Consider the following 16,711-nt stretch of genomic DNA (forward strand, 5'->3'; position numbering starts at 1 on the left):
TAGCGGTTCATTCTTCCTTGTCCATTTTTCATTACTTCAAGATTCATTACTTTTGAAAAATGACAATTCTGGCAATTGAGTCTTCCTGCGACGAAACGTCGGCTTCCGTGTGTGTTAACGGAAAAATACAATCCAATGTTGTAGCCACGCAGTTAATCCACGAACAATACGGTGGTGTTGTCCCCGAATTGGCGTCGCGTGTGCATCAGCAACGGATCGTGCCGGTCGTCGAACGGGCCTTGCAGGAGGCAAATATAGAGAAAAACGCGCTAAATGCCGTTGCTTTCACCCGCGGACCCGGTTTATTGGGTTCGCTGCTGGTGGGTACATCCTTTGCCAAAGCCCTTGCGCTGGCCCTGGCGATTCCGCTTATCGAAGTACACCACATGCAGGCCCACGTACTGGCCCATTTCATTGATGAACACCGTGTGCCCCGGTTTCCGTTCCTGTGCCTGACGGTGAGCGGGGGGCACACCCAGATTGTGCTCGTGCGCGATTACCTGGATATGGAGATTATCGGCCAGACCCAGGATGATGCCGTGGGCGAAGCGTTTGACAAAACCGCCAAGCTGCTGAACCTGCCTTATCCGGGTGGCCCGCTCATTGACCGCTACGCCCAGCAGGGGAACCCCACGGCTTTTCAATTCCCGGAGGTGGAAATGCCGGGACTGGATTATTCGTTTAGCGGGATTAAAACGGCTTTTCTGTACTTTCTGCAAAAACAAACGAAGGCCAATCCCGATTTTGTGGCGCAGAACTTACCGGATATCTGCGCGAGCATTCAGCAAACGCTCATCAAGATTCTGCTGACGAAACTGCGGAAAGCCGCCCGGCAGACCGGTATCCGCGAAATTGCGCTGGCGGGCGGGGTGTCGGCCAATTCGGGATTGCGGACCGCGCTGGCCGAGATGGGAGGGCAGGAAGGCTGGAACGTCTACATTCCGAAGTTCGAGTATTGCACCGACAACGCGGCCATGATTGCGATGGCGGCCCATTTTAAATTTCTAAAAGGAGAATTTACCTCGCAGGAAGTTAGCCCGCTGCCCCGTTGGTGAACCAGCTCGGCCAACGGTCGGAACCGATTTCGTACCTTCGCTTTATGAACACCCCCGTCTTAAAAGAAATCTGGATTTACCCCATCAAATCCCTGGGCGGTATTTCGCTCTCGGAAGCCGTTGTTGAACAAAAAGGGTTTCAGTATGACCGCCGGTGGATGCTGGTGGAACCGAACGGAAAATTTCTGACGCAGCGCGAACATACCGTCATGGCGCTGGTGAACGTGGAAATGAGCGACGAATTTCTGCGGGTTTACCACCGCCACCACCCGGACGATGGGCTGGAAATTCCGCTCAACCAAACCACCGGCGAAGCCCTGACGGCTTACGTCTGGGATGATCAGGCCGTTGATGCGCAGGTGGTGAGTCGGCAGGCCGACGAGTGGTTCAGCCGCCTGCTCGGTTTGCCGTGTCGGCTGGTGTACATGCCCGATAATTCGCTGCGCCCGGTCGATCCGAGATACGCCCGGCCCGACGATGTGGTCAGTTTTGCCGACGATTTTCCGTACCTGCTCATCAGCACCGATTCGCTGGACGAACTAAACCGCCGGGCCGGGGCGTCGCTGGAGATGATTCGTTTTCGGCCCAATCTGGTGGTAGAGGGCACAAGTCCGCATGACGAAGACACCTGGTACCACTTCCGGATTGGTGACCTGGCCTTTTACGGCGTCAAGCCCTGCGCCCGTTGTGTGCTGACGACAATCGATCCGGAAACCGCCCGGAAAGGCAAAGAACCGCTCAAAACGCTGGCGACCTACCGCCGACTGGACAATAAACTTTTGTTTGGGCAAAACGTGCTGGCCGAAACGTCAGGAACGCTGCGTGTGGGCCAGCCGGTCACGGTGTTGGAACGGCGCCCCGCCCGATTGCCATTTTCCTGACAAAGACCAGCCGCCGAACCGAACCGTCTTTTATTTCACCTGTAACTTCACAACCACCGGAAGGTGATCCGAAGCGTATTGTTCGTCAATAACCGTGGTGGAGAGCGTTTTAAACGTACCGCCCGGTTTGAACATGATAAAATCAATCGCCCGGCTGGGGTTGACGACGGGAATGGTTGGGGCGCAATCCTGACAACTGCGGACGAAATGCTGATCCAGATACCGGATTACCCGGCTGTCGGCCTGCGCGTTAAAATCACCGCCCATAATCATGGGCAGCCCCGACTTTTCAAAGTGCTGAACGATCTGTTCGGACTGTGAAAGCCGGTTGGCTTCTTTCAGGTCGAGGTGCGTACTGGCAAAGATGATTTTTTTGCCTTTGGCGATTTCTACCGTTACAGCCGCAATGGTACGGGTTTCGCCCCCGATAGCCGGATCGACGGGCAGGATAAACCGGGTGGAGTCCAGAATCGGAAACCGGGACAGGACGGCCACACCATAATCGCCCCCCTGATGGTCGATGGCTTTCGAAAAAAAGAAATGCATTCCGGTCAGCCGGGCCAGTTCCCGTGCCTGATTAATGCCTTTGCCGGACCGCTCCGTATTGACATCCACTTCCTGCAAGGCGACAAAATCCGGTTTTTCTTTCGTAATCACTCGGGCAATGGCGTCCACCTCGATTTTGGTTCCGGCCGAGGGTGGGTTGCAGTGGTGAATGTTGTAGGTCATCACCGTCAGGTTCTTTGTTTTCTTCGCGGGCCGGTCACTGGTTTTTTGGGTGCCGTCGTTGGCCTGAGTCAGTAACGACACAAACGTTAAAAGCAGGGCAAGGGGTTTTTTCATGCGATTCGATTGACAATTCAAAATAAGAAGTGGCGGTTGTTAAGTTCTTGCTTTTTTTGGGATGGTGTAGTGGCCCACGACTTCCCCGTCAGTCTGCGAGCAGGTACGTTGACGCGTTTTAAAAAGTAACCCCGGATTGCATCCGGGGTTGTGAGCTACTTGAATTATTCCCAGTTGGGGTTCTGGGTCAGGTTGGGGTTCAACAGGCGCTCCTGTCTCGGGATCGGGTACAGGTAATCGCGGGCTTCGTTGAACTTCTTGTTGATGTGGTTGTTCACCACGATGTTACCACCCTTGTTGCCATTTTCGAGCAGAATCTCGCTGCCCAATTTCAGCAACTGCGCACCCGGCATAGTCGGTTTGGTGCCTTCATAGATCACCAGGTCCACTTTTCCGTTTTTGTCCAGATCGTAGTTGCCGGGGCCGGGGAAGTACATACCCTTGAAGGTTTTGGTCAGCAACTGGCCTTCTTTCCAGCGAATGAGATCATCCCAGCGGAAGTAGTTTTCCATCACCAGTTCGATGCGCCGTTCGCGCCGGATTTCCAGAATCACGCCGGTATTGGCTCCTTTCAGTTGGGTGTACTGCTGCGCCTGATACGGGTCCGGGTTGGCGTTGGCAGCCGCCATATTGATGTTGGGCATACCCACCCGGTCGCGGGTCAGTTTGGTCGATACGTCCAGATCGGCCTGCGTTAGCGTTCCGCGTTCTGCTTTGGCTTCGGCAAAGTTCAGCAGCACTTCGGCATACCGGAAAATGGGCATGTCGGTGATGTCCTTGTTGAAGGTATCCCATTTTGGCTCTGAAACGAATTTGATCAGCTGATAGCCGGTTACGGTCGCCCCAAATTCGGGTACCAACGGGGCGGTTTCGCCAATGCGGGTATAGCCCGGCGTCCGGATGGTCTGCGCCAGACGCGGATCACGGTTCTGCACTTCTTCGGCAAACTGCATGGTTTCATAGCCTTTGATGTCGGTAAAGCGCGATCCATCGGCCATCAGATAGCTGTTCACCAGTTTTTTCTCCAGCCCCGGCCGGCCCTGAGAAGCCGTCATGGTGTAGTAATTCAGGTTGTGATACACCTGGAGTTCGTCGCTGAAATCCCGCGCCAGAATCACCTCGTCGGGAATGGCGTTATCGGACGAAAACAGTTTCTGGTAAGCCGTCGTGGGCGTGGCTTTGTAGATGGTGTAGCCGCTGCTTTTCATCAGTTCCTCGGAAGCCGCAATACATTCGTCAAGCCATTTGTCCGAATTTGGCAGGTTAAATTCCGTATGGTATTTCCGGAACGTACCTTCGTACAGCCCAACCCGGGACTTCAAGGCCAGCGCCGTCCATTTTGTTACGGTATTCACTTGCCGGGATGCATCGAGGTTGGCAATGGCGTAATTGAGGTCAGCCAGCACCGAATCCATCACCATCGCGCGCGGGTCGCGGGCTTTGGTGAGCATATCCTGATCGGAGATTTCGATGGTGTGCGAATACCAGGGCACATCCCCGAACCGCTTCACCATGCCGTAGTAAAAGTGCGCCCGGAAAAACCGCGCCAGACCGTTGTATTTGGCCACGGCCCGCTTGTCGGGGCATTTGCCCGAATTAGCCAGGAAGTAATTGATGTTCCGCAGGGTTCCCCAGCTCCAGCCGCCCCCGCTGGTAGGCACCACACGCGTGCCCTGCAACTCGTCGCGCAGGCTGTTTTTTACGACGTTATCCACATCTTCGAGATACACATCCTCGCCCGAAGGCAGGGCGTTGTAAAACGAATTGGTATAAAGCAACAGGTCATTTTCGGTCTTGAAAAATGTCTCGGGTGAAATGGCGTCCTGGGGCAGCAAATCCAGATCGCAGGAGGTGAGTCCCACAACCAGAGCGATCAGGCTGATTATTTTTTTCATGGATAGTCGTTGGTTAGAAATTGATGTTCAGACCGGCAGAAACGGTTTTGGACAACGGATAGGTCCGGCCGTTTGTGGCGTCACCGTCGAATTGTTCCGGGTCAATGTACTTGGTTCTCAGGCGCGTGAAAGTCAGCAGGTTTTCACCGCTCACGTAGATACGCGCTCTCGGAATCCGGATTTTCCGGGTCAGCGTTTCCGGGAAGGTGTAGCCGATGACCACGTTTTTCAGCCGCAGATAGCCAATGTTCTGGAGATACCGATCGTTGACCGAGTTGAGGTCGCCACCACCGTTGAGGGCCGTATAACCCCGCAGTACCGGGAAATACGCATCCGGGTTTTCCGGCGTCCAGACGTCCGCTTCGAAATCCCGTGGAATGAACGAGTAATACGGGCGGGAATAGGGGCCCCAGAACTTATCGGCGTTTGCACCCGGATACCAGTGCCGGCGCCAGATTCCCTGCGTCAGCATGGACAGGTCGAAACCGTTCCAGGAAGCACCCAGGTTAATCCCGTACCGGTACCGCGCCTGCCTGTTACCAATGATTTTTAAATCACCGTGGTCGGCCAGTGTATTGGCTCCCTGATCGATTTTGCCATTGCCGTCCACATCGATAAACTTCAGATCGCCCGCCCGCAGCTTGCTCCAGTCGCCGGGGGCACTCAGCCGCTGTTTGTTCACGATGGTCTGGTCAACGGCATAGGTCTGGGCCTCTTCGTCGGTTTTGAAGAAGCCGTCAATCGAATACCCCCAGATTTCGCCGATAACCTGCCCTACGTAGCGGCTCGACAGAATCTTGTTCGGGTTGTCGAATTTCGTAATCGTCGATTTGGAATCCGACAGAATGAACGAGGCATTGTAGGAAAGCGTCTTGCCAGCCACCTTAACCTGGTCGCGCCAGCCCAGCGACAGTTCGAAACCTTTTGTTCGTAAATCCCCGGCATTCTGCGTGGGTACCGCAGCACCGTATACGGCCGGAAGTACCTGACCCGGCACCAGCATGTCCGTCGTGTTCCGGATGTAGGCGTCGAAGGAGAGGTTCAGGCGGTTTTTGAAGAAATCGGCGTCCAGACCCAGGTTCGAGGTCGTGGCTTTTTCCCAGGTCAGGTTCGGCGAAATCGGGTTCGGGCTGTTCACGTAAAAGAGCTTCTGTCCGTTGTTGATCCAGTTTGACTGGGCCGTGGGCATGATCGAGATATACGGGTAAAAGCTCGACGAGTTGGTGTTAGACGGCAACTGGTTGCCCAGCGTTCCGTACGACGCCCGGATTTTCAGGTTGCTGACCACGTTGCGGACGGGTTCAAAGAAGTTTTCTTCGCTGATCCGCCAGCCCGCCGACACCGACGGGAAGAAACCGTACCGCCGACCTTCGCCAAACCGCGAGGTTCCGTCGTAGCGCCCGTTCACTTCCAGCAGATACTTGCCGACGTAATCGTAGTTCAGCCGGAAAAAGGCTCCGAAGAGCGAATACTGGTACGAACCGCCCCCCGACAATTGCTCACCGGTACCCAGTTCCAGGTCGTTCAACCCTTCAGAAAGCAGGTTTTTCCGGGCCCCGAACAGCCGCTGGTGCTTTTTGGATTCGTAGTTCATCCCGGCCGTTGCCGATACATAATGTTTCCCGAACGTGTGGTTATACGACGAGTAGAGGTTGGTCACGTGCATCGGGTCGAACCACATTGTTTGCCGGTACTGGTCGGTATTGTAGTTGGGCACCGTCGTCAGAATACCGGGCTGAATCGAATACTGGGCCACCGCCGAGCGGTACCAGTCGTCGGCCATGTAGAACGAATACGAGTGGTTGGCAACCAGATTCCAGGTCTTGGTAAAGTCAATCGTCACCGAGTTGATCGTCGTCAGTTCGTGTACGCCTTTCTTGCCACCCGCTACGCCTTTCATCAGGTTGGCAAACAAACCGTCGCCGATGGAATAGTTGTTTTTCAGGGTGTTATATGTAGCCGTTCCGTCCGGGTTGAGTGGCGCGTAGGCGGGCAGGGCGTGTACCGTGATGGCAACGAAGTTGGAATTGGCGCCCCCTTCCAGACCCGGATAGGTGTATTTGGAATCGAAATACTGCGTGTTGTTGCTCACCCGCAGCCAGGGCGTCAGTTGGGCGTTGATCTTGCTCCGCAGCGTATACTGCGTAAACTTGTCGGTATTCATCCGCATGATCCCGTCTTTCTGGAAAATTGATCCCGACAGGAAGTAATTGACTTTATCGGTCCCGCCCGACAGGTTCAGGTTGTGCTGGGCCGACGGCTGCTTCATGTTAAACAAGGTGTTCCACCAGTCGTAATTACCGTAGTAATTGTAAATGTCTTTCCCGTTTACATTTTTAACGACCGTCCAGGGCCGGGCCGGATTTTCGGTTTTATCGTACCGACGCGCTTCCAGTTCCTTGTAATCTTCTTCCGAATACCGGGTATAGCTGTTACCGGTTGCCCGGATAAACGCTTCATCGTTCAACCGCACGCTTTCGTAGCCATTGGTCATGAAGTCGGTGCTCACGGTAGGGGTCGACCAGCCGAAGTTGTTGCTGTAGGCAATGCTGGTTTTGCCGTTTTTGGCGCTTTTGGTCGTCACCAGCACCACCCCGAAAGCACCCCGCGCCCCGTAGATGGCCGAAGCCGCGGCATCTTTCAGCACCGAAACCGATTCTACGTCGTTCGGGTTGATGCGGTTGATGTCGCCGGGTACGCCGTCGATCAGCACCAGCGGACCACCGCCATTGATGGACGTTTCCCCGCGCACGTTCAGGCTCCCGCCCTGTCCCGGCTGACCGGTGTTGAACGTGATGTTCAGGTTCGGAATCATCCCCTGCAAAATCTGCGACATGTTATTCACGGGCCGGTTTTCGAGGTCTTTGGCCTGCACCTGCGACACGGCGCCCGTCAGGTTTACTTTCTTCTGAGTTCCGTAACCAACCACCACCAGTTCTTCCAGGCTTTTGCTGTCCGGAGCTAAGGTAACATTAATGACCGAGCGGTTGCCGACGGTTATTTCCTGCGAGGTATAACCCACGAAGCTGAAAACCAGCACCGCCGACGAATTCGGTACGGCCAGTTCGAAATTTCCGTTACCGTCGGTGGTGGTTCCGCGCGTGGTGCCTTTCAGCACGACGCTCACGCCCGCCAGCGTTTCGCCCTGTCCGTCGGCTGCCCGCACGGTTCCTTTCGGCCGGATTTCCTGCCGGGCCAGGTAGGAATCCATTTTCTCGGCCAGATTGGGCAGCAGCGTTTCCGGCTTAAAGCCCTTTTCGCGCGCCAGCACAATCTGTTCGTTGATCACTTTGTACGTAATGCCCCGGGGCATCAGCAGTTGGTCCAGAATCCGGGACAGTTTCTGGTTTTTTACATTAATCGAAACCGCATCCCGCAGCGAAACCCGGCTGCTGTAAACAAACTTCGTATTGGCTTTTTCCTGGATTTGGTCCAGTGCTTCCTTGAGCGGAACATTCGTAAGCTGAAGCGTCATATCCTTACTCAGGATCGACTGTGCCGTTGTCTCCCGGGCGTAGCTGATGCCGGTCAGGAGAAGAGCAAGTATCCATTGAAGTAATCCGATACGCATGATTTTTCGCCAGTCGACCGACTGGTTTAGGGTAAAAATTTGCATAGTTTTGATGGTCTAATGGTTAACGCTGTTGGATAAATCGTCCTTTTTGCTTCGGTGGCACGAAGCCGAAAGGCAACCCGTTTAGGCCGGGGGTGGTGGCACACTCCCGGTTTTTCAGGCTTAGGGCGGCAGGGTGTAAACGTCGGTCATACAGTCGGTTTATGGTTGAGGATTTATTAAGAATAAGAGAGAATCGGTTTGTCCGTTAATCGCAGGGAAGCCCGTCAAGGGTAAGTACGTTTCCGGATAGTGTATACGTTGCTTCCAGCGCCGTACAAAGCATTTCCATAATCAAGGGCAGCGGCTGTTGTTCAAAATCAGCATTGACGAGGCAGGTTGCGATTTTCGGATTGCTGAACCTGACCTGAATGTCAAACCGTTTTTCCAGTTGCCGGGCGACCTCATCCAGCGGAGTGTTTTCAAAGACGACCGTTACCGGCTCGTAGATTTGTTTCTTATACTGAACCGGAATGGGCGAGGAGGTCAGGCGTCGGGATGCGGTTTCGAACGTGGCCTGTTGCTGCGGTTTCAGAATCACCTGCTGCTCGTTCTGCTGCTGGTCGGGGGCGCTCACCTGAACCCGCCCGGTTACCACCGAAATCCGGAACACCGCGTGGCTGGCCGGAGCCTTGACGTTGAAACTGGTTCCCAGCACCTTGATCCGCATTTCCCCGCTTTGAATAAAGAACGGTTGTGCGGGATTTTTTTTTACGTCAAAAAAGCCTTCTCCGGAAAACGTAACGAGCCGTTTGTCCCGGTCAAATTTGCTGGGATACGTAATGGCCGCGCCGGAATGCATCCAGACCGTGCTGTTGTCGGGAAGCTGGTGCTTCACCAGACGGGGTTTCTGATTGACAAAATGGATCAGGTCGGCCGGTTTTTTTCTCGGCTGTTGTGCCACAGCCGGTGCCGCTTCCGTTAGCGACCGGTTTTCATTTGCCACATACCGGGTTGAGAAGTAAAGACCAAGTACCAGCGCCACTGATGCCGCCAGGCCGATTATCCAGCCCCACGGCAGGGTGCTGTGCAACGGTTTTTCGTCGGCCTGAAGCTCATGCTGAATGTGGCGAAAGGTTTCGTCCTGCAATTGGTGCTGCGCGGGCTTGGGTAGGGAGTCCAGATAATCGGGCTGGCCGGAAAGCGACGCATACCAGGCTTCCACCAGTTCATTTTCCTGCTCGGTACACTCGTTCCGCAGGTATTTATCCAATAGGTGAGGAGAGATTTTCGGCATGTTTAGGAATCATTCAACTCCTAAGTCGCGCGCCGGAACGATAACCCTTAGTCGGTTTGAAAAAAAATTAAAAAAGCGAAAGAAAAAGCAGCGTGTAGACGAAATGTTCTTTCAGGTATTCTTTTAGCAGACGCAGGGCCTTGGTAATGTGCTGTTCAACCGTCTTTTCAGAGATCGCCAGTTGCAGCGCAATTTCCCGGTTAGAATGTCCCTGCCGACTCAGGACAAAAACCTCCTTACATTTCTGGGGCAACCGATGCAGCCCCTGTTCGTACCGGTGTTGCAAATCGGCGGTCAGAGTTAGCTGGTCCGTCAGGGCTGTGGAACCGTTGGTTTGAATTTCCCACTGGTTATAGTGATACTGACGGGTAAACTCTTTCCGGTAATGCGAAATAATGAGATTTTTGGCGCTGGCGAACAGGTAAGACCGGCAGGACAGGATCGTGTTTCGGTGGCGCTGCTGCCATAGCATAACAAACAGTTCCTGAATGATTTCCTGCGCAACAAACTGATCATTTACCTTGCTGAAGGCATAATTGAATAAGAGCCGGAAGTATCGGTTATAGAGTTCTGCAAAGGCAAACTCGTCGTTGTTTTCGCCAATTGACTTCAGGATGTCTTCGTCGGAATGGGCGCTATAAAGTAAATTCATACCCTGAATGGCCTACGTCATTTACGGAGTTAGACGGACTTTTTGCAAAATTCGGGCTCTTTTTCGTTTGATCGCTCAATGGCTCATTAAGGAATCGCGCAGTTTTTAGCCACATGATAACATGAAATTAACATAAAATTATATAATGCGCCAGACCATACCCCGGTAATAGGAAATCGAACGGGAACGTACCCGGCCAATGGCAATCTAAAATTACGGCTATTTTTTAGGTCTGCAAGGCCGATATTACCCGCTAAAAGATAGCTTTGCACAGAATTTCTGCTCTTTCAGCAGTCAGCTTAACGATTTAGCTTCTGGTTCGTTGATGAAGGAAAATAGGACAGAAGCCACTCTATGAAGTTTTGGGAGTCTACGAAAGCGTTTTTAAAAACCGCTCACTATCTCAGTCTGGATGTAGTGGTGGGTGCGGTATTTTCGCATATCATGGTGGCCCGCCTGCCGGACGGACGCCAGCCCGTTGACTGGGCGACCACGGTGTTGCTGGGCCTCTGCGTCTTTATAATTTATACCGTTGATCGCTTATACGATGTCCGCAAGGGCCTGACTTCCAAGGCGACCTTAACACCCCGCCACCGGTTCCACGCCGAACATCAGGCGGTGCTGATTCGCGTTTTGTTGGGGCTCGTCGTGGTTTGTGCCATTTTGCTGTTCTGGCTGCCCAAAAGTGTAATCTGGTTTGGGGCGGCTCTGGCGCTGGTTTCGGGGGCGTATGTCTGGGGTGTTTCGCGCCTGCCGGCTTCCAACCGAAAGCTGGTCTGGAAAGAACCGGCGGTAACGTTGCTCTATACGGTGGGCGTCTGGGGGAGTTCGTGGGCGCAGAAACCGAGCATCGGCTGGTCGGAAATCGGCCTGGGTATGTTGTTTTTGATCGTCGTTTTCCAGAACCTGCTGCTGTTTTCGGTCATGGAAGCACAGGAGTTTCCGGAAGACTCGTTTTCGCTGGCAACCCTCTGGGGCTTCGAGCGGTGCGACGTGGTTCTGCGGACCTTTACGGGGGTGGTGACGGTATTGGCGCTGGTCATCTTTTTTCTGGCCGACGACCGGTTTGCGCAGCGGGCCGCCATCATTGAGGGAATGATGAGCGCGGTTTTGTACGCCATCCAGCGTTATCCGAAGTCGTTTCTGACCAACGAGCGTTACCGGTGGATCGGCGATGGGGTATTTTGGCTGCCGTTTTTGATTTTATAACCCTTTTTCCAACAATTTGTGGCCTGAAAAGCTTTTACCGAAAGGATTTGACTCCTTCCTTAAGAACTGTAAATTGGCGGCCGATTCTAACTTCTATACCATATGACAACTGCATTTGATTCTGCAACTCAAGCTACCATCGACCAATGGCTCAACGGCAATTACGACGCTGAGACAAAAGCCGAAATCCGTAAATTACTGGACAACGGCGAAACAACTGAATTGACGGATTCTTTCTATAGAAGTTTGGAATTTGGTACGGGTGGGCTGCGCGGAGTAATTGGCGTCGGGTCAAACCGCATGAACCGCTATACCGTTGGAGCCGCTACGCAGGGGCTGGCCAACTACCTGAATGCGACGTTTCCGGATCAGCAGATTAAAGTGGCTATTGCGCACGACAGCCGCCGGATGAGTCCGGAATTTGCCCGGATTGTGGCTGATATTTTCTCGGCCAACGGCATTGAAGTCTACCTGTTCAGTGCCCTGCGGCCCACGCCCGAACTGTCGTTTGCCATCCGCCAGCTGGGTTGCCAGAGCGGGATTGTTGTAACGGCTTCGCACAACCCGCCGGAATACAACGGCTACAAGGCTTACTGGAACGATGGCGGTCAGGTGGTTGCGCCCCACGATAAAAACATCATTACCGAAGTCAACAAAATTACCTCCATCGACGAAGTGAAATTTGAGGGCGTGCCCGAGAAAATCCACCTGATCGACGAGGAGATTGACCGCGTATACGTGGAGCGGATCAAGTCAAACTCAATCAATCCGGATGTCATTGCGCGGCAGAAAGACCTGAACATCGTCTTTACGCCCATCCACGGTACCGGTATTACGCTGGTGCCGCGCGTGCTGGAAGCGCTCGGTTTCACCAACGTGAACATTGTGGAGGAGCAGGCTCAGCCCGACGGTAATTTCCCGACCGTGAAATCCCCCAACCCCGAGGAGCGCGATGCGATGCGGCTGGCGCTCGAAAAAGCGGAGGCTCTTAACGCCGATCTGATCATGGCAACCGACCCCGATGCCGACCGCGTGGGTTCGGGAGCCCGCAACCACCACGGCGAGTTTGAACTGCTGAACGGCAACCAGATGGCCAGCCTGATCATCTATTACCTGTTGCAGGCCTGGCAGGACGCCGGAAAACTGAAGGGCAAGGAGTTTGTGGCCAAAACCATTGTAACCACCGACCTGATCGACAAAATGTGCGAGCAGTACGGGGTATCGTGCTACAACACGCTGACCGGTTTTAAATACATTGCGCAGATCATCCGTGAACTTGAAGGGCAGCAGCAGTTTATCGGCGGGGGCGAAGAAAGCTACGGGTATTTGATCGGGGATTTTGTTCGGGATAAAGACGCCATTGCTTCCTGCGCCATGATTGCCGAATTGACGGCTTACGCCAAAGACAAAGGCTTGAGCCTGTTCGATTTGCTGATGGAGATGTACCAGAAGTTCGGGTTCTACTACGAAGGACTGATCTCGCTGACCAAAAAAGGCAAAACCGGCGCCGAAGAAATTCAGCAGATGATGGCCGACTTCCGGGCCAATCCGCCCAGGCAGATCGCGGGGTCGGAAGTAGTACGGGTTGACGACTACAAAGCCCTGGAACGGACCGACCTCAAAACCGGTGAGAAAACCGCTATCGAAGCGGGCAAGATGGGAATTGAGGCTTCCAACGTGTTGCAGTTCTTTACCGCCGATGGCAGCAAGGTTTCCGCCCGTCCGTCCGGCACCGAACCGAAAATCAAGTTCTACGTCAGTGTCAACGAACCACTGACCAACAAAGAAGACTTTGATGCGGTTTACGACAAGTTGAAGCAAAAAGTACAGTCCGTTATGACCGATCTGAAGCTCTCCTGAAGCCGTTGAATCTCAGTACTTCAAAAAGCCGGAACGACCTTCCGGCTTTTTTATTGTGGTTTTTGGCGAGTTACAAAATATTTTTTTTGACTAGCGGGCATAAAATTTGATTTTTTATAATAAAAAATTTTACTTTGGTAGGCTTGTACTCTGTTAAGTGCAAGCCTATTCTCTTTTTATACAAACCAACTACTATCTCTATTTTATGAAGCATCCTTACCTGAAACCGATCTCTTCGGTTGCAGCACTCGTATTGCTATGTCTGCTCACAACCGTTGCCTGGGCGCAGGAACGTAAAATCAGTGGCAGTGTCATCGACGGAACTGACAAAACCCCCCTTCCCGGCGTCAATGTTCTTATAAAAGGTACCAGCACCGGGGTATCAACCGACGCCAGCGGACGTTTCACGCTGAATGTTCCGGCCAATAACAATGTTCTGGCCATTTCGGCTATTGGTTACGAACCGCAGGAGGTAAATATTGGTAACCGTTCCGAGATTACGGTTACCTTACAGGCGGACATTAAAACCCTGTCGGAAGTAGTTGTTACCGGCTATGGTTCACAGCGCAAGAAAGACATTACCGGCGCGGTGACGGTAGTAAAAGGAACGGATCTGACGGCGGTTCCGGCGGCCAGTCTGACGCAGCAGCTACAGGGCCGGGCTGCCGGGGTGACGGTCGGAAACGATAACTCACCCGGCGGGGGAACGATGGTCCGGATTCGCGGTTTCGGAACGATCAACAACAACTCGCCCCTGTATATTGTCGACGGTGTTCCAACAACGGGCTCGCTGAACAACATAAACCCCAACGATATTGAGAGTTTGCAGGTGCTGAAAGATGCGTCGGCGGCATCAATTTACGGGGCGCGGGCGGCCAACGGCGTGGTGATCATCACGACCAAAAAAGGGAAAGTCGGGGAGCCTAAAATCACGTTTGATATGTACGCGGGGATCCAGCGGAACGGGAAACTGATGGATTTGACCAACTCGCAGGAACTCGGACAACTGCTCTGGGAACAGGCCAAAAACGTTGGGCAGACACCCAGCCACGCCCAGTATGGCAACGGAGCCGAGCCGCGCATCCCGGACTATATTTATCCGTCGGGGGCAATGGAGGGCGATCCGCGACTGGCCCGCGATGCCAACGGCAATTACCTGAATTATTCGTACGATCTGACTGATCCGGCGTTGGGAAGTACGAAATTCATGATCACCAAAGCCAATAAGGAAGGCACCAACTGGCAGGATGTTATTTTTAATCCGGCACCGATTCAGAACTACCAGATTGGCGCCAGCGGAGGAATGGGCAACGGAGCGTATGCCATCTCGTTCAACCATTTTAATCAGCAGGGAATCCTGGAGCATACCAACTACAAACGGTATTCGATCCGGGCCAATACGGAGTTCAAGGTGAAAAACCGGCTGAAAATTGGGGAGAACCTGACGGTTTCGTATGACGAACGGGTTGGGTTTACCAACAACGACGAATCCAACCCGATTGCCTTCGCCGTTCGGTCGCACCCGCTGATTCCGGTATACGACGTAGCGGGGAATTTTGCCGGTGCCAAAGGGCTGAACCTGGGCAATGCCCGCACCCCGTTGCAGGAATTGTATCGGGCCAAAGACAACAAAACCAAGGGCGTTCACCTGTTTGGAAACGCCTTTGGGGAACTCGATCTTTTCAAGGGCCTGACCTTCCGGACGAGCTTTGGGGTGGAATACAACCTGTACAACTTCGATCAGTTTACGCCCCGCGACCCCGAATCGCCCGAAGCGCGGAATGCCAACAGCTTCCGTTCCGAAAACCGCTACGACAACTCCTGGACGTGGTATAATACGCTGACCTATAACCGGACGTTTGGTAACCACGGGTTAAATATTCTGGCGGGTACGGAGTCGATTGCCACTTACGACTTCATCTTTGATGCAACCCGCAGCAACTACGCTTTTGATGATCTGGATTACCGGTACCTGAACGCGGGCAGTCCGCTGGGGTTACAGAACAGCGGACGGGGCGCAAACCGCACGCGCCTGTTTTCGCTCTTTGGCAAGGTCAACTATTCGTACAAGGAGTTCTTCCTGGCCGACTTCACGCTGCGTCGTGACGGCTCGTCACGGTTTAGCCCGGCCAACCGCTACGCCATTTTTCCGGCGGCCAGTGTGGGTTTCCGGCTTTCCGAGCTGAATTTCATGAAGAGCGTCGATCTGGTTTCCGACCTGAAACTGCGCCTTGGCTGGGGTAAAACCGGCAATCAGAACATCCCGAACATCTACAACGCCTTCACGCTGTACGAATCGCGGCCCATCGAAAACCATTACGACATCAACGGAGCCAAATCGTCGATTGTGCCGGGCTTTGATCTGGTTCAGTTTGGTAACCCGAACGGTAAATGGGAAACCACCACGTCGACCAACATTGGTCTGGATGCCAGTTTGCTTAACAACAAAATTGAGGTGGTTTTCGACTGGTATATCAAGAAAACGACGGATATGTTGACCCAGATCGACATTCCCTACACGCAGGGCATTGCGACGGTGCCGTTCACAAACATCGGCGACATGCAGAATAAGGGGATTGATCTGAGCATCAACTACAACGGCAAGGCAATGGGGGGCGCCCTGCGGTACTCGATTGGCGGTAATTTCTCGACCTACCGGAATGAAGTGCTGAAAATCAACAATGACCCCAACTCAATCAAGTTTGGTTTTGCAACCCGTCTGCCCGCTATGAGTGCAACGAAGGTGGGTTATCCGGTGGCTTCGTTCTACGGGTATTTCATCGACGGTATTTTCCAGACAGCCGAAGCAGCCAAAAATGCGCCCCAGTTCGGGACGTATAACCGGGCAGGTTCGTTTATCTTCAGGGATACCAACGGCGATGGCGTGGTGACTACCGCCGACCGCGATATTATCGGAAACCCGCACCCGGATTTCACCTATGGTCTGAATTTGAGTGTAGGGTATAAGGCGTTCGATCTGACGGTATTTGGACAGGGTGTTTACGGCAACGACATCTTCAATTACATGAAGTACTGGACGGATTTCAACACCTTCCAGGGCAACCGCAGCAAACGGATGCTGTACGACTCCTGGCGCCCCGGCAAAACCGACGCGATTCTGCCCGAACTCCGCTCGACGGATGCCACCAGCGCCCAGATTTCGACGTACTTCCTCGAAAAAGGCTCGTATCTGCGGATGAAAAACATCCAGTTGTCTTATACATTACCCGTTACGCTGCAACAGAAACTCGGTTTGGGCTCAACGCAGATTTATGTTCAGGGTCAGAACCTGCTGACGTTTACCAAGTATTCGGGATTGGATCCGGAAATCAATCTGCGCCGGTCGGGCGATAACAACCAGGATACGCACCTGGGGGTTGATGAAGGCGCCTATCCGGTGGCAAAAACGATGCTGGTCGGGCTGAGACTGAGTTTCTAACCGACAGCTCCGCCGAATCCTTCGTTT

At 53.5% G+C, this 16,711-nt stretch carries 10 protein-coding genes; 5 read left to right on the forward strand and 5 right to left on the reverse strand.

Going from position 1 to position 16,711, the window contains the following annotated elements; genetic code table 11:
• The first annotated feature begins 59 nt into the window (after positions 1 to 59).
• Positions 60 to 1,055, forward strand: a complete 996-nt coding sequence (tsaD, locus tag LX87_RS20775) for a tRNA (adenosine(37)-N6)-threonylcarbamoyltransferase complex transferase subunit TsaD (protein WP_111630193.1) — start codon at positions 60 to 62, stop codon at positions 1,053 to 1,055.
• A gap of 44 nt (positions 1,056 to 1,099) precedes the next feature.
• Positions 1,100 to 1,936, forward strand: a complete 837-nt coding sequence (locus tag LX87_RS20780) for an MOSC domain-containing protein (protein WP_111630493.1) — start codon at positions 1,100 to 1,102, stop codon at positions 1,934 to 1,936.
• 30 nt (positions 1,937 to 1,966) lie between these two features.
• On the opposite strand, the gene LX87_RS20785 is transcribed toward LX87_RS20780, so the two are convergent.
• The 5 genes from LX87_RS20785 to LX87_RS20805 all read right to left on the reverse strand — a co-directional run bounded on the left by LX87_RS20785 (position 1,967) and on the right by LX87_RS20805 (position 10,176).
• Complete coding sequence (locus LX87_RS20785; RefSeq protein WP_170139410.1) at positions 1,967 to 2,779, reverse strand: endonuclease/exonuclease/phosphatase family protein; 813 nt, start codon at positions 2,777 to 2,779, stop codon at positions 1,967 to 1,969.
• A 164-nt stretch (positions 2,780 to 2,943) separates the two neighbouring features.
• Positions 2,944 to 4,674 carry a RagB/SusD family nutrient uptake outer membrane protein gene (locus tag LX87_RS20790; protein WP_111630194.1) on the reverse strand — a complete coding sequence of 577 codons (1,731 nt, stop codon included), beginning with the start codon at positions 4,672 to 4,674 and terminating at the stop codon, positions 2,944 to 2,946.
• 13 nt (positions 4,675 to 4,687) lie between these two features.
• Positions 4,688 to 8,290 (reverse strand): TonB-dependent receptor, encoded by a 3,603-nt coding sequence (locus LX87_RS20795; protein ID WP_111630195.1) that lies wholly within the window; start codon positions 8,288 to 8,290, stop codon positions 4,688 to 4,690.
• A gap of 205 nt (positions 8,291 to 8,495) precedes the next feature.
• Positions 8,496 to 9,524, reverse strand: a complete 1,029-nt coding sequence (locus tag LX87_RS20800; RefSeq protein WP_111630196.1) for a FecR family protein — start codon at positions 9,522 to 9,524, stop codon at positions 8,496 to 8,498.
• Positions 9,525 to 9,591: 67 nt separating this feature from the next.
• Positions 9,592 to 10,176, reverse strand: a complete 585-nt coding sequence (locus LX87_RS20805) for an RNA polymerase sigma factor (RefSeq protein ID WP_111630197.1) — start codon at positions 10,174 to 10,176, stop codon at positions 9,592 to 9,594.
• A gap of 354 nt (positions 10,177 to 10,530) precedes the next feature.
• Here LX87_RS20805 and LX87_RS20810 point away from each other — a divergent pair, with 354 nt between their 5' ends.
• From LX87_RS20810 to LX87_RS20820, 3 genes are all read left to right on the forward strand, one after another.
• Positions 10,531 to 11,385: a hypothetical protein gene (locus LX87_RS20810; protein ID WP_111630198.1), complete on the forward strand. Its 855-nt coding sequence runs from the start codon at positions 10,531 to 10,533 to the stop codon at positions 11,383 to 11,385.
• Between the two features lie 102 nt (positions 11,386 to 11,487).
• On the forward strand, positions 11,488 to 13,245 hold the full coding sequence (locus LX87_RS20815) for a phospho-sugar mutase (RefSeq protein ID WP_111630199.1): 1,758 nt from the start codon (positions 11,488 to 11,490) through the stop codon (positions 13,243 to 13,245).
• A 205-nt stretch (positions 13,246 to 13,450) separates the two neighbouring features.
• Positions 13,451 to 16,684, forward strand: a complete 3,234-nt coding sequence (locus LX87_RS20820) for a SusC/RagA family TonB-linked outer membrane protein (protein ID WP_111630200.1) — start codon at positions 13,451 to 13,453, stop codon at positions 16,682 to 16,684.
• The last annotated feature ends 27 nt before the right edge of the window (positions 16,685 to 16,711 follow it).

Origin of the sequence: Larkinella arboricola (genome assembly GCF_003259745.1) — a bacterium.
In the GTDB taxonomy this organism is placed as follows: Bacteria; Bacteroidota; Bacteroidia; order Cytophagales; family Spirosomataceae; genus Larkinella; species Larkinella arboricola.